This is a genomic window from Chitinophaga sp. SVR4-12A, assembly GCF_056754765.1.
The window spans coordinates 1,056,344-1,078,975 of the sequence record NZ_JBPGWP010000002.1 but is presented as its reverse complement, the minus strand read 5'-3'; the positions used below and the strand labels follow the sequence as shown (position 1 = coordinate 1,078,975).

1 protein-coding gene is annotated in these 22,632 nt (G+C 52.6%); it reads right to left on the bottom strand.

The annotated features are described in order from the left end of the window. Nucleotides 1–17: 17 nt before the first annotated feature. Entirely contained in the window at nt 18–22,475 is a 22,458-nt protein-coding gene (locus ACR9Y8_RS30695) for a DUF8202 domain-containing protein (protein ID WP_481217126.1), read from the bottom strand. Between the last annotated feature and the right edge of the window lie 157 nt (nt 22,476–22,632).

Below are 22,632 nucleotides of genomic sequence, written 5' to 3'. Positions count from 1 at the left end.
TGTTAGTTGATGACTGCTTACCTTATAATGGTGATCCAGCCTTTGTACTTCTTAATACCATCCGGTTTCTTCACTTCCAGCACGTAGTAGTAGGTGCTTTCATTCAGGCCTGAGCCATCCCAGTCGTTACGATAATCTTTGGACTGGTACACCTGGCCACCCCAGCGGTTGAAGATGTACATGCCGGAGCCCGGGTATTTTTCCAGTCCGCCGATGATGAACTTCTCGTTCTTGCCATCACCGTTGGGGGTGATCACATTCGGGAAGCTCAGGTCGGAGCCTTCTATCATGGCCGTGGCTGCGGCAATGTTATTGGCGCTGTCTGCATCCGGCAGGTCGGCGCTGAAGGCTGAGGCCTCGTTGATCAGCTGTCCGCCTTCTATCACACGGCTGGTGAGTGTCATCTGTACGACGTCGCCTGGTTGCAGGCTGCCGATATTCCATTCTACCAGTTTGGTGGATGGGGTGACTACTACTTCTCCTCTTTCAGCCGAAGTATGGGTAGGCACATCCAGCTGTACCGGCAGACGGTCTTCTGCTCTTACACCTGTCATCAGGATGTTACCGGCGTTGCGTACACGGATGCGGTAGGTCAGGTCCTGGCCTAAGCGGTAGGGACCTACTGCCGGGGCAATGATCTCTTTGGTGACGATCAGGTCGCCGGACAGTTTATCGGTATCGGTGATGGTCACGGTAGCTTCATCTACTTCACTGGCCGTGTAGGTGTAGCTGGCTGATGTGCCGCCGGTGAGCATGAAGATTACGGTCTCCGGTGTCTCTATCTCATCATCATTGAGCACGCTAACCGGTACGGTTACACTATTAGCCCCTGCCGGGATGGTGATGGTGCCGGTGATGGCGCGGTAATCAGCATCCGGGGTGGCACTGCCACCTATCATGTAGCGGATGGTGATCGCATCTGCCGTGCGCTTGCCGCCGGCCAGGCTGATGGTGAATGCACCGTCGGTGCCTGGTTCGATCGCATCCGGTTGGGTGGCGGTGACGAGCAGTTTAAGGTTTGTATTGTCGTTGTCTGCGATGCTGACCGTGGCAGCATTGTTAGCACCTATGGTGTAGGTGAGGCTGGCTGATTTACCACCGGTCAGTGTCATGATTGCGGTTTCTGCAGGTTCTATCAGGTCATCATCACTTACTGCCAGCGGTACGGTGATGCTGCTTTGTCCGGCAGGGATGACTACGGTGCCTGTAAGTGTGCTGTAGTCTGTGCCTGCTGTTGCTGTACCGCTCATGGTGTAGGTGACGGTGATGTCTTCACCCGGTATCTTACCACTGGCCAGGCTGATGGTGTATTCACCTGCGGTGGATGGTTCAGCAGCATTGGGTTTAGTAGCGCTGATGACCAGGTCAAGGCCGGTGTTATCATCATCTGCGATGTTCACGGTGGCGCTGGCATTAGCGCCTGGTGTGAAGGTCAGGCCGGTGGCGGTGCCGCCGCTGATGGTTATTATAACTGTCTCATTGCCTTCTATTAATGGATCATCTGTTACGGTTACCGGAACACTTACGCTGTTCTGACCAGCGGGGATGACTACCGTGCCGGTGAGGGCGGTGTAGTCTGTACCGCTGGTAGCAGTGCCGGTTACGGTGTAGGTAGCGGTGATGTCTACGGAAGCGCTAACACCGGTGGGCAGGCTGACAGTGAAGCTACCGTTAGTGGCAGGTTCAGCGCCATCCGCATCTTTGGTGATATTCAGTACCAGGTTAGCCGGGATACTTTCATCATCCGTGATGTTAACCGTTGCGCTGCCGGTGCCAGTAAAGATGAAGCTGCCGCTGGTTCCTCCGGTGAGCGTCATGATCACGGTTTCTGTTGGTTCTATTACCTGGTCATCTGCTACGGTTACTGGTATGCTTACGCTGTTCTGACCTGCAGGGATCACTACTGTGCCTGTGAGGGCAGTGTAATCAGCACCTGCAGTGGCGGTACCGGCAATGGTGTAGTTCACCGTCACATCTTCGGAGGAGGTCACACCGGCAGGCAGGCTGATGGTGAAGCTGCCATTGGTGTTAGGCTCTGCACCGTCTGCACCTTTAGCAGCTGTCAGTACCAGCGTGGCTGGTGTGGTGCTCTCATCATCAGTAATATTCACCGTTGCATTACCAGTACCGGTAAAGGTAAAGTTGCTGCTGGCGCCACCGTTCAGTGTGGCTATTACGGTTTCTGTTACTTCTATGATCTGGTCGTCTGTTACGGTCACCGGTACGCTCACGCTGTTCTGACCTGCAGGGATCACGACGCTGCCTGTAAGGGTGGTGTAATCAGCACCTGCGGTAGCTGTACCGCTTACGGTATAATTCACTGTTACATCTTCAGATGATGTGATACCGGCAGGCAGGCTGATGGTAAAGCTGCCGTTGGTATTCGGTTCTGCGCCGTCTGCACCTTTAGCAATAGTGAGCACCAGGTTGGCTGGTACGCTGCTCTCATCATCGGTGATATTCACTGTTGCGTTACCAGTAGCGGTGAAGCTGAAGCTGGTGGATGTACCGCCGTTGAGTGTGAGGATCACGGTCTCGGTGTTTTCGATGAGATTGTCATCTGTTACGGTAACCGGTACGCTTACACTATTCTGGCCAGCGGGGATGACTACTGTGCCTGTGATGGCAGTATAATCTGTACCTGCGGTAGCAGTACCTGCGATGGTGTAATTAACGGTCACATCCTCTCCTACTGTTATACCTGTGGGCAGGCTGACAGTAAAGCTGCCGTTGGCAGAGGGTTCAGCTGCGTCTGCATTTTTCGTGATGTTGATTACGCGATTAGCCGGTGTATTCTCGTCATCAGTGATGTTTACTGTGGCGTTACCGGTACCTGTTAAGGTGAAGCTGGCCGATGTACCACCATTCAGGCTCAGGATCACGGTCTCTGTTTGCTCCAGCACCTGGTCATTGAGCACATCAACAGGAATGGATATACTGTTTTGACCGGCCGGCAGTACCACGCTGCCGCTGAGGGTGGTGTAGTCTGCGCCTGCGGTGGCTGTACCGGCTATGGTATAGTTCACAGTGATGGCTTCAGATGATGTGATGCCTGCCGGCAGACTGATATTGAAGCTGCCGTCTGTAGCCGGTTCTGCGCCGTCTGCGCCTTTGCTCACACTGAGCACGAGGCTGGCCGGTGTATTGGCTTCATCATCGGTAATGTTTACGGTAGCACTAGTGGTGCCGGTGAAGCTGAAGCTGGCAGATGAGCCGCCGTTCAGTGTCAGGATCACAGTTTCTGTTGGTTCTATCACCTGGTCATCCAGCACCGGTACGGCAACGGTTACACTGTTTTGTCCGACGGGGATGACTGCTGTACCGCTCAGGGCTGTGTAATCTGTGCCACCGGCAGCGGTGCCAGTGATGGTATAGTTAACGGTAACATCCTCTGTTACGGTTACACCAACCGGCAGACTGATCGTGAACAGACCGTCCGTACCGGGTTCTGCGCCGTCTGTTGTTTTCACAACGCTCAGCACCTTGTTGGCCGGGATGTTGTCATTATCCACGATATCTGCGGAGGCGTTGCCGGTACCGGTGAAGGTAAAGCTGGCAGATGCACCTCCGTTGAGGGTTACTATTACTGTTTCCGTTTGTTCTATTATCTGATCGTCTGCAACTGTTACCGGCAGGGCTACGCTATTCTGACCAGCGGGGATGACGATGATGCCAGCCAGGTTTGCATAGTCTGTTCCATTCTGGGCGGTGCCGCTGATGGTGTAGTTGACGGTGATGTCTTCCATTGCTGTAACACCAGCCGGCAGACTAATGGTATACTGTCCGTTTGTGCCTGGTTCTGCTGCATCTGTATTCTTCGTAATGCTCAGCACCCGGTTGGCTGGAACGTTGTCATTATCCGCGATGTTTACGCTAGCGTTACCAGTACCCGTGAAAGTTAAGCTGCCGGAGCTGCCACCGCTGAGCGTAAGGATCACGGTCTCGGTAGGTTCTATGACCTGGTCATCTGTGACAGTAACAGGCACTGTTACGCTATTCTGACCAGCAGGCAACACTATGGAAGCAGGGATGGTAGTATAGTCTGTTCCGTTAGTGGCTGTACCGGTAATGGTGTAGTTCACCGTGATGTCTTCCGCCGCCGTATAACCTGCAGGCAGGTTAATATTAAAGCTGCCATTGGTAGCCGGCTCTGCGCCGTTGGCACCTTGGGTTACACTCAATACCAGGTTAACAGGGGTATTGTCATTATCCGTGATGTTCACGGTAGCGTTGGCAGTACCGGTAAACGTAAAGCTGGTGCTGCTGCCGCCGCTGAGGGTAAGGATCACGGTCTCGGTACCTTCTATTACCTGGTCGTCGGCTACCGTTACGGGTATGTTAATGCTGTTTTGTCCGGCGGGGATCACTACACTGCCGCTAAGGGCGGTATAATCGCTGGCGGAAGTTGCTGTACCCGTAACAGTATATGTTACGGTAAGGTCTTCGGCTGCGGTGTAACCAGCCGGCAGGCTGATAGTGAAGGCGCCGTTGGTAGCCGGTTCTGCACCATCCGCCGCTTTCGTTATGTTCAGTACCCGGTTGGCCGGTACGTTGTCATTGTCTGTAATATTCACTGTAGCATTACCGGAACCTGTAAGGGTAAAGTTAGTGCTGTTGCCACCGGTGACGGTTGCTATCACTGTCTCGGTGTTCTCTATGATCTGGTCGTCACTGACTGTAACAGGCAGGCTCACGCTGTTCTGACCAGCAGGGATCACAACGGATCCGCTGAGGGTGGTGTAATCTGCCCCTGCGGCGGCTGTACCTGTAACCGTGTAGGTAGCGGTGATATCTTCAGCGGCGGTAATACCCGTTGGCAGGCTAATGGTGAATGCCCCATTAGTAGCCGGTTCTGCACCATCTGTATTATTGCTGATCGTCAGCACCAGGTTAGCAGGTGTAGTAACTTCATCATCTGTGATGTTAACGGTGGCGCTGCCATTGGCGCTGGACGGCGTAAGCGTCAGACCGGTGGCGGTACCGCCATTGATGCTAACAATCACCGTTTCTGTGGTCTCTATTACCTGGTCGTTGATAACGGTCACCGGTAAGGTCACGCTGTTCTGACCGGCGGGGATGATCACGGAACCGCTAAGGGTAGCGTAATCTGTACCGGCGGTGGCAGTGCCGCTGACGGTATAATTAGCCGTGATATCCCCGGAGGCGGTGATACCAGTGGGCAGACTGATCGTGAACTGGCCATTAGTGCCCGGTTCTGCTGCATCCGCATTCTTCGTAATGCTCAGCACCTGGTTGGCGGGCGTATTATCATCATCTGCCAGGTCCATATCGGCTTCGCCAGCAGATGCATCCGGCGTGAAGGTAAAGCTGGTGCTGCTGCCACTGTTCAGCGTGAGGATCACGGTCTCGGTACCTTCTATAACCTGGTCATCTGTAACGCTTATGGGTACAGCCACGCTGTTCTGGTTAGCCGGGATCACGATGGAACCGACAAGGTTCGTATAATCTGTACCGTTGGTAGCGGTACCGGTGATGGTATAGTTCACCGTTACCGGTTCTGCAACGGTAACACCTGCAGGCAGGCTAATGACAAACTCACCATTGGCAGTAGGTTCTGCCGCGTCGGTGGTCCTGATCACGCTCAGTACCAGGTTGGCAGGTGTGGTGCTTTCCTCATCCGTGATATTTACTGTAGCCGTGCCGGTGCCGCTGTAGGTAAAGCCGGTGCTGGCGCCGCCTGTTAATGTCAGGATCACGGTCTCTGTATTTTCTATGATGTCATCATCTATGACGGTGACAGGCACATTCACCCCGTTTTGTCCGGCAGGGATGATCGCAGCGCCGCTGAGTGTAGCGTAATCAGCCCCACCGGTGGCCGTGCCTCCTATGGTGTAATTTACTGTAATGGCTTCTGCCGCTGTTATGCCGGCAGGCAGGGTGATACGGAAGGCGCCATTGCTGCCGGGCTCTGCTCCGTTGGCATTATTTGCAATGCTCAGCACCAGGTTGGCAGGTACGTCATCATCATCTGCAATATTTGCAGTAGCATTAGCAGTACCTGTGAAGGAGAAGCTGGGAGATGCTCCGCCGTTCAGCGTAGCGATGACTGTCTCCGTACCTTCTATGACCTGGTCATTGGTCACCGTAAATGGCAGCGGCACGCTATTCTGACCGGCAGGCAATACGATCGTGCCGGGGAGCGTAGCGTAATCTGTTCCATTCAGCGCAGTGCCGCTGATAGTATAATTAACCGTGATGGGCTCAGTGGCTGTAACACCAGCCGGCAGACTAATGCTAAAGGCGCCGTTTGTAGCGGGTTCTGCGCCATCTGTTGTCTTCGTGATGTTCAATACCTGGTTAGCAGGGGTATTATCGTTATCGTCAATATTCACTACCGCGTTATCATTACCGGTAGACGCTGCAAAGGTGAAATTGGTGCTGGCACCATTGCTCAGTGTCATCTCTACGGTTTCCAGGCCTTCTATGACCTGGTCATCCGCCACAGCCACCGGTACGGTTACACTATTTTGTCCGGCCGGCAGTACAACCGTCGCGCCGATCGCGGTGTAATCCGTTCCGCTGGTGGCGGTACCATCTACGGTGTAGTTCACGGTTACTGCTTCAGAAGAAGTATAGCCTGCAGGCAGACTGATAGTGAACTGTCCGTTAGTGGCGGGTTCTGCCCCGTCAGCCGTATTGTTTACCAGCAGCACTTTATTAGCGGCTGTGTTATCGTCATCGACAATGTTCAGGGTAGCAGCAGCGGATGTCGCATCTGCAGTATATGTGAAGGAATTGCCGTCTGTACCGCCGTTGAGGTTCAATATGGCGGTCTCTGTATTTTCAATGATCTTATCGTCTGTTACGTTCAGCGGTATAGTCACGCTGTTGTTGTAAGCGGGCAGGGTGATGGTGAATACCGTGTAATCCGTATTCCGGGTGGCCGTACCGGTCATCGTGTAACTCAGCGTGAGATTGGCGCTGGAGGTATAACCGGCGGGCAGGCTTACGGTGTAATTGCCTTGTACGTTCGGCTCAGCCGCATCATGGCTCTTCACCACTTTCAGCACCTGGTTGGCGGCAGTAGCGTCGTTATCAGCGATGTTAACCGTGATATCATCGTTGGCCGGATCAGGTGGGAAGATGAAGGCATTACCACCGCCATCGGTAGCGCTGCCGGAAAGGATGGTAAAGGTCATTGTTTCTGCCGGCTCGATGATCTGATCGTCTATCACGTTCATTGTAACAGTAACGCTGTTCTGGTTAGGCGGGATCACCACGGTGCCCATGCCCTGGTAGTCGACACCCGATACGGCTGTACCGGACAGGGAATAACCTACGGTAACAGGCCATGCAGAAGTAGCCACACCTGCCAGCTTCACGGTGAAGGTAGCGTTGGTTCCGGGCTCCGCGGCGTTAGTACCGGTGATCACCTGCAGCGGTGTACTGCTGGCGGCATTTGCATCCACAATATTTACTGCGGCGCCATTGCCGGACGGATCTATGGTGAACGGATAGCTGCTGGAAGCCGCGCTGGTAAGGGTCAGCACTACATTTTCAGGACCTTCTATGATACCATCATTGCCAGCATCCACATCTATGAACACTTCGTTAGCACCGGCAGGAATCACGATGTTGCCACCGGAGAGGCCCAGCATGTTATAGTCCGTGCTATTGGTAGCCGAACCACCCAGTGTAAAGCTGATGACCACATCCTGAGAGCTGGTCACACCTGGCTGCAGAGAAACCCTATACTGGCCATTAGTGCCACCTTCTATGGCGTCTGTGACTTTGGTGATGAGCACCACATTACTGTTGGGAGCATAATCATCATCCAGGATATCCACGGTAGCAGTGCCAGCGCCTGCTACAGTATAGCTATGCTGTGTATCGTTGCCGCCGCTGACATTGAGGATCACGGTCTCAGTAGGCTCAATCACACTGTTGTTGATCACTTTTACAGGAACGGCTACGCTATTGGAACCTGCCGGGATCGTGATGGTGCCGGTAATAGCAGTGTAGTCGGTACCGGGAGTAGCCGTACCTGCTCCTATGGAATAAGTTACCTGTATATTCCTGGCGGAAGTAACCCCGGCGGGTAGGCTGATGCTGAAGGCGCCGCTGGTGCCCGGTTCTGCCGCATCGGCTGTTTTGGTAACGGCTAACACCAGGTTCGCAGGAGTATTATCATCGTCGGCGATGTTAGCGGTAGCATTACCATTGCTGCTGCTGGCAGTATATGTGAAATTAGCAGAGGAACCGCCGCCAAGGGCAACGATCACTGTTTCTGCTCCTTCTATGGTCTGGTCATTGCTAACTGTGAGCGGTAAGGTAATGCTGTTCTGACCAGCAGGGATCACTACAGCGCCGCTTAATGCGGTATAGTCAACACCTGCCGTAGCCGTACCGCTAACGGTATAATTAACAGCGATATCTTCAGATGGTGTAACACCGGCCGGCAGGCTGATGGTGAATAAACCATTCGTAGATGGTTCTGCTGCATCGCTTGTTTTAACGATGCTCAGCACACGGTTAGCCGGCGAGTTCTCATCATCTGTAATATTCACCGTAGCATTGGCATTAGTGCCACTCACTGTGAAAGTAAAGCTGGTGCTGGTACCGCTCGTTAATGTAAGGATCACGGTCTCGGTATTTTCTACCAGCTGGTCATTAATCACAGATACGGGCACGGGCACACTATTCTGGCCGGCAGGGATGGTAGCTGTACCTGTAAGCGCGGTATAATCTGTGCCACTGGTAGCAGTACCGGCTATGGTGTAGTTCACCGTAATGGCTTCAGCAGCGCTGATACCTGCAGGCAGGCTGATCGTAAATGAACCATTGGTAGACGGTTCTGCTGCATCTACAGCTTTTATAACACTGAGCACCCGGTTAGCCGGAATATTATCATCGTCTGTAACATTCGCGCTGGCGTTGCCTGTACCGGTAAAGGTAAAGCTGGTACTGGTACCACCGGCAAGGGTAAGTATCACGGTTTCAGTATTCTCTATAACCTGGTCATCTATGATGTCTGCGGGAATCAGTACGCTGTTCTGGCCTGCGGGTAATACCACACTGCCACTAAGGGCGGTATAGTCTGTTCCGGCGGCCCCTGTACCGCTAACGGCATAATTTACCGTTACGGCTTCGGAGCTGCGGATGCCGATGGGCAGGCTTACACGGAAGGCGCCATTAGTAGATGGCTCTGCCAGGTCTGTCAGCTTCTGGATAGTAAGCGCACGGTTGGCCGGGGTATTGTCGTCATCGGCAATGTTGACCGTGGCGTTGCCACTGGTGGGGCTTACCGTGTAGGTAAAATTAGTGCTGGTGCCGCCGCTAAGGGTAGCGATCACGGTTTCGGTATTCTCTATCAGCTGGTCATTGATCACATTCACCGGCAGGCTGACGCTGTTAGCACCGGCAGGAATGTTAACCGTGCCGCTAAGCGCGGCATAGTCTGTAGCGCCTGTGGCAGTACCGCTGATCGTATAACCAACGGTAATCGTTTCAGATGCCAGGATGCCTGTGGGCAGGCTGATGCTGAAAGCTCCGTTGGTGGAGGGTTCTGCAGCATCGGTTGTTTTCACGATGCTGAGCACGCGCTTATCCGGTGTGTTCTCATCATCCGTAATGTTGACGGTAGCATTGCCATTGGTAGCGCTAATGGTGAATGGGAAACCCGGACCTGTTGCACTGGTGATGGTTACCACCACAGTTTCCGTTGTTTCGAGCAGTGCGTCATCGGTAACCGTTACGGGGACGGACACACTATTCTGCCCGGTAGGCAGGTTGACAGTACCGGTTAAGGTAGCGTAGTCTGTGCCACCGACAGCTGTGCCGCCTATAGTATAGTCGATCCTGACCGGCAGACCGGAAGTATAGCCGGCAGGCAGGCTAAATGTAAAGCTGCCGTTGGTGCCCGGTTCTGCGCCGTCGCCGCTATTGCTTACGGAGATCACGGCATTAGCGGGATAATCGTCATCTGCAAGCACGACGTTAGCCTGTGTATTGGTAGTGCTGATAGTGAAAGTGAAACTGCTGCTGGTAGCACCGTTCAGGATCACTACCAGGGCTTCGTTCCGCTCAATGAGCTTTTCGTCTATGACAGCAATGGGTACGGTTACGCTGTTCTGGCCTGCGGGAATTACTACCGTGCCGGGAAGCGCTGTATAATCGATCCCTGATTGGGCAGCTCCGGACGTACTGTAAGTAACCGTAATATTCTCTGCGGCGGTGATACCAGCAGGCAGGCTGATGGTAACAAGACCATTAGTAGACGGCTCTGCGGGATTAGTAGTGGGGCTGATGCTGATCACGCGGTTAGCCGCAGTATTATCATCATCTGTGATGCCCGCTGCAGCGCTGCCATTGGTAGCGCTCACCGTATAAGTAAAGCCCGTGCTGGTACCGCCGGTAAGCGTTACAAGCACCGTTTCATTATTCTCAATTACTTTATCATCCACAACCGTCAGGGGTATGGATATACCGTTCTGACCTGCCGGGATCACCACTGTACCGCTAAGAGCGGTATAATCAGACCCACCTGTGGCTGTACCGCCAACAGTATAGCTGACGGTAATATCCTGGGCAGGCAGCACACCTGCCGGCAGGCTGATATTAAAGCCACCGCTGGCGCCCGGTTCTGCGCCGTCTGCAGCTTTGATCACACTCAATACCAGGTTAGCCGGGTTATTCTCATCATCGCTGATGTTCACCGTTGCGTTGCCGGCTGTAGTGCTGGGCGTAAAGGTGAAGCTGGTGCTTGTGCCGGCTGTTACGGTAAGCACTACGGTCTCAGTGCCTTCCAGCAACTGGTCGTCTATAGTAGTTACGGGAATGGCTATACCGTTTTGTCCGGCGGGGATGACTACTGTGCCTGTGAGGGCTGTATAGTCAACACCGGCTGTAGCGGTACCTGCAATGGTGTAGTTAACGGTAATGTCTTCTGAAGATGTTACACCGGCGGGCAGGCTTACATTGAATGCTCCGGCTGCACCTGCTTCGATTGCATTTGCGGTATTGGTTACGCCTACCACCGTCTTGGCGGGATCAGTGGCATCATCATCTGTGATGTTCAACGAAGCTGTACTCTGTGTAGTACTGATGGAATAAAATCCGCTGGCGCCGATGGCACCATCCAGTGTAACGCTTACATCTTCTGTGAGCTCGAGGATGTTATCATCTGTAACAGTAACAGGGAGGGCTATGCTATTGCTGCCTGCGGGCAGTACGATGGTACCGTTCAACGCGGCGTAATCTGTGCCACTGGTGGCTGCGCCATTTACTGTATAGTTCACGGTAATGTCTTCATCTGCATTTACGCCGGCCGGTAAGCTGATACTAAAGCTACCATTGGCAGACGGTTCTGCCGCATCTGTTGTTTTCGTGATGCTCAGCACCTGGTTGGCGATGGCTGCACCCCCAAAGGTGGAAAAGGATTGAATACCGGCAAATTCTACGTATTCCACACCATCCTGTGTGCCGGTACCGGAAGGTGTGAGCACAGTGATGTTGGCCAGTCCTGCCGGAGCAAGATCGGCCAGGGTTGCCGTAATATCGCCGCTATGCTTAAACCAGGTCCATTTTTGTGCAGTGCTTACGCCACGGGTACCGGAGAGAAAGTTCTCTGCATTGGTTTGCTCTGCAGGGTCCCAGAACAGGCGCAGTTTCACGCCGCCGTTCACGGTAAGATCCGGACCGCTATAGCTGATCTGCACCAGTCTGCGCATCAGCTGGGTACCGTAGTCGGTACCGCTGTTCTTACCCAGGGCGGCGTTCATATCGCGGTTCACATCTATCACCGCAGAGAGCTGTGCCACATCCATGGTATTGCCATTCAGCTGGATGGCAGCAATATATTTAGTGGCGTCTGCCGGGTCAATAAAATATAACCAGTCGTTATCCACGCATTCAGTGGTAACGTTCTTAACAGTGTTATCAGCTACCAGGCTGGCGGTGCGGCTGGCAGCCGGATTGCTGGTAACGAGGGTGAACACCATGCCATTGGCCAGGGTAGTGATGTTATCAAAGCCAACTACACCGCTGGCGAAATCTGTAGCAGGAATGCGTGTAACCGTACCGGTGGCAAAGTCGCCATCGCCGTCCTGGTCTATCAGCAGCAGGAAGTCGCTCAATGTGGTACCTGCTACGGTAATGCCTGTAAGATCAAACTGCAGGCGCAGTGGCTGTGCAGCGGGATCAAAATTGGAGAGCTGTGTTTTCCATTCCTGTGTAAGGCGCTGTTCCATACAGCTGCTGGCGGGCAGGTCGGTAGTGGAGGTAGTCAAAGCAGCACTGTTGCTGCTCCATATAAAATAGCTTTTATCCTGTGCGAAGGTATTAGTATTGCCTGCATTGGTCGCTGCCAGGCTGCCCAGGCCCACACTAAGGATGGAGCCGGCATGGATGCTGCGGGATTGCTTCTGGTTCAGGTCTTCTACATCATCGCGGCCTATACCGGCGATGTTGATCTTGTATGCGCCGTTGGCGGCAGCACCCCATACTTTAGTAGTGCCGTCGGTAGCGAGGTAGTCTGTAGCAGTTGTCTGATCGAGGGTATAACCATATTTGATGGCCAGGTAAGTGCTCACGCGTTGACGTTCGGTAGCGGTCAGCGCTACGGGATAGACAATCACATCTCCGATAGTGCCGCTCCACAGCTGGTCATTGGCAAGGTATGAGCCAATCTTTGCCGTTGTAGTTCCGGTATTCCATGCTTTACTGGCGGTAGCCAGCTGCTTTGTTTTACTGTACAGCGTAGCTGCTCCTCCTGCACCAGCCCAAACACCTACCAACTCGTCAGGCGTATTCAGCTTCCAGAATCCGGCAGATGTTACGTCATTTGCCGTGCCAACAAACTGACCTGCGCCTGCAACACTGGCGATGCCCATGCCCTGCGAAGCGGTATTGGTACCCCAGCTCACTATATACCTGTTACCTGAAAGATTATTGAGGTTACCTACCCCTATCAATGTTCTGGCAGCAGTGCCTGTGGGAAGCTTGCTCACATCCAGGTTCATGAAGTTAGCCGTGCCGTTGAACTTCACAACAGGGTTGAAGTTAAGATTATCTGTTGCGTTGTTAGCATAAAGCGGCTGATTGGCTGTTGTTGGTTGCTCTGCGTTGTTGCCACTGGCGCTGTTGTCATTCCATGTGTCAATGGCGGTATTATCAACGGTAGCTGATGTGCCCTTGTCCGGCCGTAGCCAGAGGGATGCTCCCGCTATGCCGCCCGGGGCTTTTATAGCAGCACCAAAAGTGAAGTACTGTGCATTTACCAGGTCCACATCGGCAGCTAAATAATTAATGCCGTTGACAGTGACAGCCGTCATCTGAAGATATTGATCAGTATTATCAAAAGTATCGTCAGCGCTCAGGATCATGTACGCATCCATGCCATTATCCGGTATCAGTACCTGTACGGTACCTACGGAACCTGTTTCCTGTACTTTCCAGGCACGGGCGAGACGATAGTTAACGGCAAACTGACCGCTGATCGCGGTACTGTAAGTAGCGGCGCCATTATTGTCGCCAAATGTGAGGAATGCCTTATCTGCATCAAAGTCTGTAGTATTTTCTGCGTTGCTGGCTGCCAGGGAGCCCAATGCCACCGTTACATAACCAGCAGTGACTGTATCGCGGTTGCTGGACTGCTTCTGATTCAAGGCAGAGCAATCGTCACGGCCGATACCAGTGATGTGGTAGTTATAGCCGGTGTTGTTCGCAGCTGTCCACATTCTTGTAGTGCCATCGCTGGCTAGATAGTCTGTCGGTGTGGCCTGGTTTAATGTAAGACCATACTTCAATGAAAGGTAGGAACTGATACGCTGGAACTCCTCATCGGTAAGATTCCTGTTATAGAGGAGGAGCTCACCAATATTACCATTCCAATAGCGGTTCTCTCCCACATACTTACCCACCTGTGAACCATCTGCGCCGATTAGTGTAGCCCAGTTACGGGTACCGCTTGTGATGGCGGTAAGGCCATTGGTATACAATGACGCCAATCCGCTGGCGCCGCCGGTGTAACGGCCGCTGATCAGGGTGATCTCATTTAATGGGAATGAATTAGCAGCGCCTATTATGTTGGATGGGTTACCCATACCTTCAAAGACCGCAGCTCCATCTGTTTGTCTCCTGAAACCGGCTCCCTGGTTACCAGCAAACGTACCATAAGTAAAAGGCGCCTGGTCTGTAGCGTTAGACACCGGCAGGGCTACGCCGATGATAGTACGGGCAGCATTGCCAGCCGGGAATTTGCCGGTGATGGACGCCTGTGGTATCTGCAGATAATCAGCGGCACCGTCAAACTTCAGCGCAGGGTTGTAGTTCAATCCATCGCTTACATATACCGGCTGATTGGCGGCGGTAGCCTGCGTTGCATTGACACCTGCAGAGCTCTGATCTGCCCACTGTGTTACAGCAGTACCGTTCAAGGTAACTCCATCTTCCGCCTTTAACCACATCTGGATGCCGCTGGTAATGCCTGCGGGGGCAGTGGTCTTCTCTCCTATTACCGTAAAGTACTGCCCATTGCTGAAGTCCACATTGTCAAAGGTGGCAATGTTATTGACATACGAGGTGGCCGCTATCAGCCGTGTAACCGTTCCTGAAAAATTATCCGTTGTATTAATGGCCAGATACAGGTCTTTTGCATTTTTGGCAAGCGCCAGGTTAGTCAGATCTACCTGCACCTGTGTATTGGTCACCGTACCGGTTTCCTGTACTTTCCATATACGGGCCAGGCGGCGCAGGGCAAGACAGGCATTATCACCGATGGTGGTGCTGCCATCGCCACTTACGGTAGTGGTGGTAAGTCCGGTAGCCCCATTATCGCCCCATACCATAAAGCTCAGGTCATCATCAAATGCCGCCTGGTTGTCCTTATTGGTGGCTTCTATGCTGCCCAGGCCAATGGCCAGCATGTTGCCTGCGTTGGCGGTATTAATGCTGCGGCTTTGCTTCTGCAGCAGTCCGCCGTTGTCATCACGGCCTATGCCCGCAATATTGTTCTTGTAAGTGGTGTTATCGGCTGTGAGCGCATCCCACATTTTGGTAGTGCCATTGCTGGCGATATAATCGGAAGCGCCGTTATTCAGCGTAATACCGTATTTCAACGCGAGATAGGAATTAACGCGGGCCTGCTCAGCGTCGCTCAGTATCCTCTCGTAGGCAATGATCTCATTCATATCACCGGGAAAGTACCCTGCCGCACCAAATGCACTATGGCGTCTTCCCACCTCAATAGTAGCGGCAGCGTTGGGCATGCCAAGGTTAATGGTGCCTGTGGTAATATTAGTGCCATTCTTGTATAGCTTCACATTATTCGTACCGGTTGTCTGCGTAACAGCAGCCAGGTACGGCATATTCAGTGTTACGGTGCCTGCCGGCGACGTAACTAAAACGGCGGCGTTGCCTTCTACGTATTCAAATTTGCCTATCTGGTGCCTGAATTCCATCACAGATGAAGCAGAAGATGCTGCGGAGAAATAATCACCCCCACCTGCTACATTCGATAGTTTGTTAACAGTGAAATAGCTGTTGGAAACAAAAGCGCTCAGCGGCAACTGCGGGGTCGCCATCCAGGTGGCAGTACCATTGAATGTAAAGGCCGGGTTATAGTTCACGCTGTTGTCATTGAACACGGGCTGGTTGGCGGCTGTAAACTGCTCTGCACTCCTGCCGTTACCGCTGTAGTCGTTCCAGCTGTCTATACCTGCCAGTTCATCATCTGCGCGCAGCCACATGGTAATGCCGTTGGCTACGGCGCCGGGGCCGTACACTTCTTTCGCAAAAGTGAAATAAGCGCCATCAGGCAATGCATCGCTGCTGAAGTTGATCAGGCTATCTTCCGGCAGGATGGAAATCTCCTGCACGTTGGTAGCAAACGTTGGATCCGTGCTCACGAGCAGGTATGTGCGGAGCACATTACGGTGATATTTGAAGGTGATGTCCCCATCGGCCCAGTTGGTTTTATCCACCTTCCATATGCGTGGTATGCGCATGGTGGAAACAAGATCCGGAGCGGTAAGGGGAACGGAATAAGCGGTATCGAGATTATTATCGGCAAATACAAAATAAGAATTGTCATTGATTACAGAATCCAGGTTTTCTGCATTGGAAGCTGCTACTGTACTGCCAAGGGCGATGGTAACAAGCCCACCGGTTTCCTGGCTGCGGCTCTGTTTCTGATGCAGGCCCTGGCATTCATCACGGCCTACGCCGGTAATGCGGGAGTTGTAGCCGGCATTATCAGCGGCGGTCCACATACGGGTAGTACCGTTACTGGCGATGTAATCTGTGGGGGTGGCCTGATTCAGTGTAAGGCCGTATTTGAATGCAAGGTAAGAGCTGACGCGCTGGAACTCTTCGTCGGTAATATTCCTGTTATAGACGATCAATTCGCCGATGTTACCGTTCCAGTAGCGGATATCTCCTACATAGTTACCCACCTGTGCGCCCTGCGCGCCGATCAGTGTGGCCCAGTTAAGGGGACCGCTTCCAATGGGCGTAAGGCTATTGGTGTACAGTGATGCTATGGCGCCGGCGCCGCCGGTATAGCGCCCACTTATCAGGGTGATCTTATTGAGCGGAAAGGAACCAGCAGGGCCTGTTATGTTACTTGGGAAACTATTACCTTCGAAGACTGCTTCTGCTACTGTAGATCTTCTGAAACCTGATGATTGGTTAGCTGCATAGGTGCCATAGGTGAAGGGCGTCTGATCTGTCGCATTAGACAGTGGAAGCGCTACACCGATAATAGTACGTGCAGCGTTGCCTACGGGAAACTTACCGGTAATAGCCGCCTGGGAGATCTGCAGGTAATCTGCAGCACCATCAAATTTAAGCGAGGGATTGTAGTTCAGTGAACCGGCTGTAAATACAGGCTGGTTGGCGGCTGTAGCCTGAGCCGCGTTTACCTGGTTGCCGCTGAAATCGTACCAGGCAGTATTGTCAGCACCATAGTCTGCACGCAGCCACATGGCGATACCGGGGTTTACACAGCCGGGGCCTACGATCCTGGTAGCGATGGTAAAATACGCGCCATCAGGCAGATCGGCGGAATTAAGCGTAAGGGTGCCGGTGGCGGTATTCACCGGGTACTCTACTGTACCTGTGCCAAAGGCAGGATCAGTGGCATTTACCAGCAGGTAACGGTTGCCTACCTGGTCTATTTTAATAGTGATATCCTGGTCGGTCCAGTTGGTCTTGTCTACTTTCCAGATGCGGGGCATGCGGGAGGTAGCGTTGGCCACACCTGTCACTGGCACGCTGAAAGTGGTAGCGCCATTATTATCACTCCAGGTAAAGAAGGATAGATCATCTATAGATGCGGTGTTGGAAGCGTTGTCTGGTGCTACGGAAGTACCAGCTGCAATGCTGATCAGCGCATCTGCTTCCACGCTGCGGCTCTGCTTTTGGTTCAGTGCAGTAAGGTCATCCCTGCCGATACCGGCAATGCGGAAACCATAGCCGGTATTATCGGCGGCGGTCCACATACGGGTGGTGCTGTCTGTAGCGATATAGTCAGTGGGAGTGGCCTGGTTAAGCGTGATACCGTATTTGAGTGCGAGGTAGGAGCTGATACGCTGGAATTCTGAGTTGGAGACGTTCCTGTTGTAGACGATCAGCTCACCAATGTGGCCGTTCCAGTAACGGGCCTCTCCTACGTACTTGGCTACCTGGGCGCCATTGATGCTTAACACGGTATTCCAGCTGCGACTACCGCTGGAAAGGGCTGTAACACCGTTGGCGTATACAGACACGCTGCCATTGGCGCCACCTACATAACGGCCACTGATGAGAGTTACTTTATTAGCCGGGAACGAACCTGCAGGTCCGCCTACGTTGCTGGCTGCGCCGCTTCCCTCAAATACTGCGTTCTCCACCGTTGCTTTTCTCAAACCCGCAGCCTGGTTGGCCACATAAGATCCGTAAGAGAACAGCATCTCATCTTTGGTGGTGAGTGGAAGGCCAACACCAATGATCGTTCTTGCTGCATTACCCGCAGGTAATTTACCTGTGATGGTGGCCGGCTGGATCTTCGTATAGTCGTCCGTACCATCGTATTTGAAGGACGGATTGAAGTTCAGCGCCCCTGAGAGCATCACCGGTTGTTTAGCTACGGTATCCTGGGTAGCATTCACATCGTTACCGGAGAAATCGTACCAGTCGGTTACGGATGAAATACCGTCATCTGCCCGCAGCCACATCTGTACACCATTATTCACATAAGCCGGGCCTTTCAGCTCTTTGGCGAAGGTGAAGAATGCGCCATCCGGCAACAGGCTGGTATTAATCGTAACCGTGCTGTCATCATTATTCAGCGCGAGCTCCTGGTCTATCGTAGCAAAGGTAGCGTCTGTGCCGCTGATCAGCAGGTAAGTGTTACGCGCGCTGCCGTTCAGCTTTATCGTCACTTCCTGGTCTGCCCAGTTGGTCTTGTCTACTTTCCATATACGGGGCATGCGTAAAGTTGCATTAGCGGCATTCACAGCGACATTGTAGCTAGTAGCACCGCCGTTGTCGCCCCAGGTTAAGAAAGAAAGGTTATTGGTAACCGTAAAGGTATTCGACTTGTTATCTGCTGCAATCGCATCGCCGAGGGCCATGGTGACAAGGCCACTGGCATTTACGGAGCGGGATTGTTTCTGATGCAGGTTATCGCAGGTGTCTTTACCAATGCCTGCTATGTCCTTATTATAGCCTGCATTAGCGGTTGCATCCCACATTTTGGTAGTGCCGTTGCTGGCAATATAATTGGTGGTACCGTTGTTAAGGGTAATACCATATTTCAGCGCCAGGTAGGAATTCACTGCCTGCAGCTCCGTAGCGTTCAATGCACGGTTGTACACTACGATCTCGCTGATGTTACCGTCAAAGAAATCTGTAGTGGTACCGCCGCGCCAGCCAATGCGCTGGTTCACGTTCAGGAAGTTGTAAGCCTGTGTACCACTGCCATCGGCTGCGCCGTTAGTGTAGATATTAAACACATTGCCCGCGCGTGTAAAGGTATTCAGGTACGGAACATTGGCTGTATTGTAGGTACCAGTTGACGCCACATTGCCTACATTAATAGGACCGAGGGCGAACTTGTTAGCTGCGCTGTAGAAATAAGAGAATGTATTGGTCGCATCGGATGCACCTCCCAATAGCATATCTGCGGTACCCAGTGATTCCCGCTTGCTGACACTGATCACTGTGAAAGGATTCGTACCGGCAATCGTGAGGTTGCCGGGGATATTCATATAATCATTGCTGCCGTCAAAATTGAATGCCGGCTGGAAATTGATGGAGCTGGTGCGGAATATCGGCTGATTAGCCGCTGCCGCCTGTATGGCGGTGCGGTCATAACCGCTGTAATCTGACCAGGCATTTACATCTGCATTAGGATCATCTGCCCGGTACCATACCTGTATACCGCTGGTGATACAACCCGGTCCTGCGAGCTTGTTGGAGAAAGTAAAGTAGGCGCCATTAGCCAGCAGGTTGCTGTTAAGGATCACTGCGCCTGTATCATTCAGCTGATAGCTGATGGTGGTAGCAGGCAGGAATGCCGGATCGCTGCTCACCAGCAAGGTCCTGTTGGCGTTACCGCCGTTGAGGCGGATAATGATGGTAGTATCTGACCAGCCGGTCTTCTGTACCTTCCAGCGCCGCGTCATACGGGCGTCTGAGTAGGCGGTTACAAAAGGCGTGCTGTAGGTGACTGCTGCGCTGTCTGTGCCCCACATAAATGCAGAGCGGTCGTTTCGGATAGTGCCGGGATTATCTTCGTTAGTGGCATATAAAACGCTGCCTACGCCGATCGTGACTACATCGGCGGCAGAGATGGAGCGCGACTGTTTCTGGTAGAGTATGCCCACCACATCTTTTGCGATGCCGGCAATACCTTTATTAAAGCCACTATTGGCGCTCAGGCTCCACCACACGGTGCTGCCGTTGCTGGCCATGTAGTCCTGGTATAGGGTAAGGCCAAACTTCAGGGCCATATAGGTGTTCACCCGTTGCCGTTCTGTGGCTGTCAATGCGCGGTTGTACAGTACTTCTTCGGCAATATCGCCGATGAAAACAATAGGGCCACCAGGATTACCCACCGCGCCTATATGCTCATTACCCGCTAAGAGCCCAAAGCCGACGGTATTATTAGTGGTAGCTGCAAACTGCTGGCCACCGTTGAAATCCATTCCCCAGTTGCCTGGAGCGGAGCGGGCGCCGAAGATGTTCCATCTTTTAACGTCTATAGGTGTACCACTGATACTGGCAATACCTGGTTTAGCGTCAACAATAGCTTTTGTTGCAGGATTCCATGCCAAACGGTCGGTGGTACCGAAGCCGGAATATACTGCTGCATTGCCCCATGTATAATGGTGGTTACGGCTGGTGCCGCCGAAGTCATAAGGATTACCCCTGTTTACATTTGTGATCGGCGTCTTGGCCACCACGATGGCTTCACCGGCGGTAAACTTGTTCACAAAGGGGCTGGCAGTGGAACGCAGGTAATCGTCCCCGTCAAAATTAATATAGTGGTTAAAGTTCAATCCACCCGTTACACGGGAAGGATCACTTACAACGGTATTGAAGTTCCTGTTATTACCGGAGAAATCCTCCCAGCCGATGCCTGCCGCCATGTTACCTGCATCGGTTGCATCCGGATTGAGCCAGAGAGAAACACCGTTATCCACGCCACCAGGGCCATTCACCTTGATAGCGATCTTATTACTTACTTCTGAGGTACCACAGGTAGCGGTACGCAAAGTAGCCGTCCAGGTACCATAGGGAGCGCCTGTGATCTCGGGGAAAACACCGGTTACATTGCTGAGCACCTGGTTGCCCGATGCCAGGTTCGTATACGTGTTTACGTAATGCTGGGTGTTAATGCCTTTCAGTCCGGCTTCATTGGAGAACAGCTCTACCGTACATTTACCTGCACCGGCTGTTCCGCAAAGAGCGGGCAATTTTACGGTTACAGTATAAACGCCGCTGCCATCGCTGGTCTCTACAGATGAAAGCAGCTGAGGGACATTCGCGCCTTCATAGGCACAGTTTGCATCTGATCCGTTGCTCAGGTCTATTGGCAGCAGGTTGTTATTATTATAGATACTATTCTGCGACATTACCACCTTATCAATATAATTGATGCGGATACCTGCTCCCCAGGCATCCGTGGCTTTTGTGCCGGTGATGACGTTCCTGCTGACATTCAGGTTAGGGACGACGTAATTACCGCCATTGCCTGGCCGCAGATAGATGGCCTGACCATTATTATTAAGGAAAGTGTTATCGCTGATCTCAAACTTGCCTCCGTCTGATGCGGTGTTCCTTAGTCCAGCAAACTGTACGCCTCCGGTTGTATTCACGCCGGAGCCGTTGCGCTCAAAACTATTCTTTGAAATGAGCACATTATCGTGGTTAAGAACGGTTGCCCCCGGCCCGTAGGTCAGGAAAATAGCATTCGTGTCCGCTTCAATAAATGTTGAATTCCGGATGGTCACAGTCTGCATATTTCCGAAGAAATAGATGCCCACGTCGCCATCGTTGGCACTGTTGCCGAGGTCGAGATTGAACTGCGAAGAGTCAACCAGCACATTATTGACATTGGTCCTGAAGTAGACCATTCTTGTGCCTGTCCAGCCGTTGAGGTTATCGAAGGTGGAGTTCTTAATGGTCACGTTGGAAGCTACGCCACCTACATAAATACCATAGATCTCTGCATCGTGCATCACGGTGCTGTCTACGGTGAGGCCATTTACATTGCTATTGAAATAAATGCCGTAATCCCCGTCATTGGTGGTGGCGGGGTCGTTCATATCTATCGTGGAGTTCTTTACCGTTACATTGGTTGCGGTGCCCTGGAATTGTATGCCCCTGGCTTGTCCGCCGGCGCCGGTGGATATCTTGTATTTATCTATTGTTATCCCGTTCACTGCACCTACAAACCGGATGCCCCAGAAGTTGTCTTCTATGTCCGTCATGGTCACATTGCGGATGGTCATGTTGGTAGCTGCGGCAGCCACATAGATACCATGGTTGATCCAGTCGTTCGCGGTATTGCGGATGATGATGTCCTCGATGGTAACACCGCTTAAAGCACCATTTACCGTGATCGTATTAGACCCGGTGTTCTGCAGTGTCATTCCCTTTAATACCGTATTATTAGCACCTGCGCTCAATGTAAAGATGTCGCGCACCACGTTGTTCACATTCGCGGAGATGATCACGGTGCCGCCGCCGTCGATCGTAATGCCTGGCTTGGTGATGGCTGGCAGCGGACTCGCCAGGTTAATGATCCCCGAGATGGTGAAGGTAATGGTATGCGGTCCTGCTGTAGCTGCATTGGCGTCCAATATAGCCTGCCGCAATGATCCGGGACCAGCATTGTTAGCATTGGTGACCTGGAAATTGGCCGCCCTGGATATGAACGCTATGAACAGGCAGGATACCAGCAGCAGAAAACGTTTGCAGTTGATGCCTGCAATACGGGTACCAGGATTTCTCTCAATTAAAGGGGACATGGTGCAATAGCTTTGGGTAAAGCGGGGCTCCCCGGCCGGTTTAATCGGCAGCCGGCCAGGAAGCTCCAGTAGGTGATCTTGGAATACTCGATTATATAGGATATGGAACTACGTCGTTATGCGGATATAGACCAATAGATATGATGGTAATTGCTTA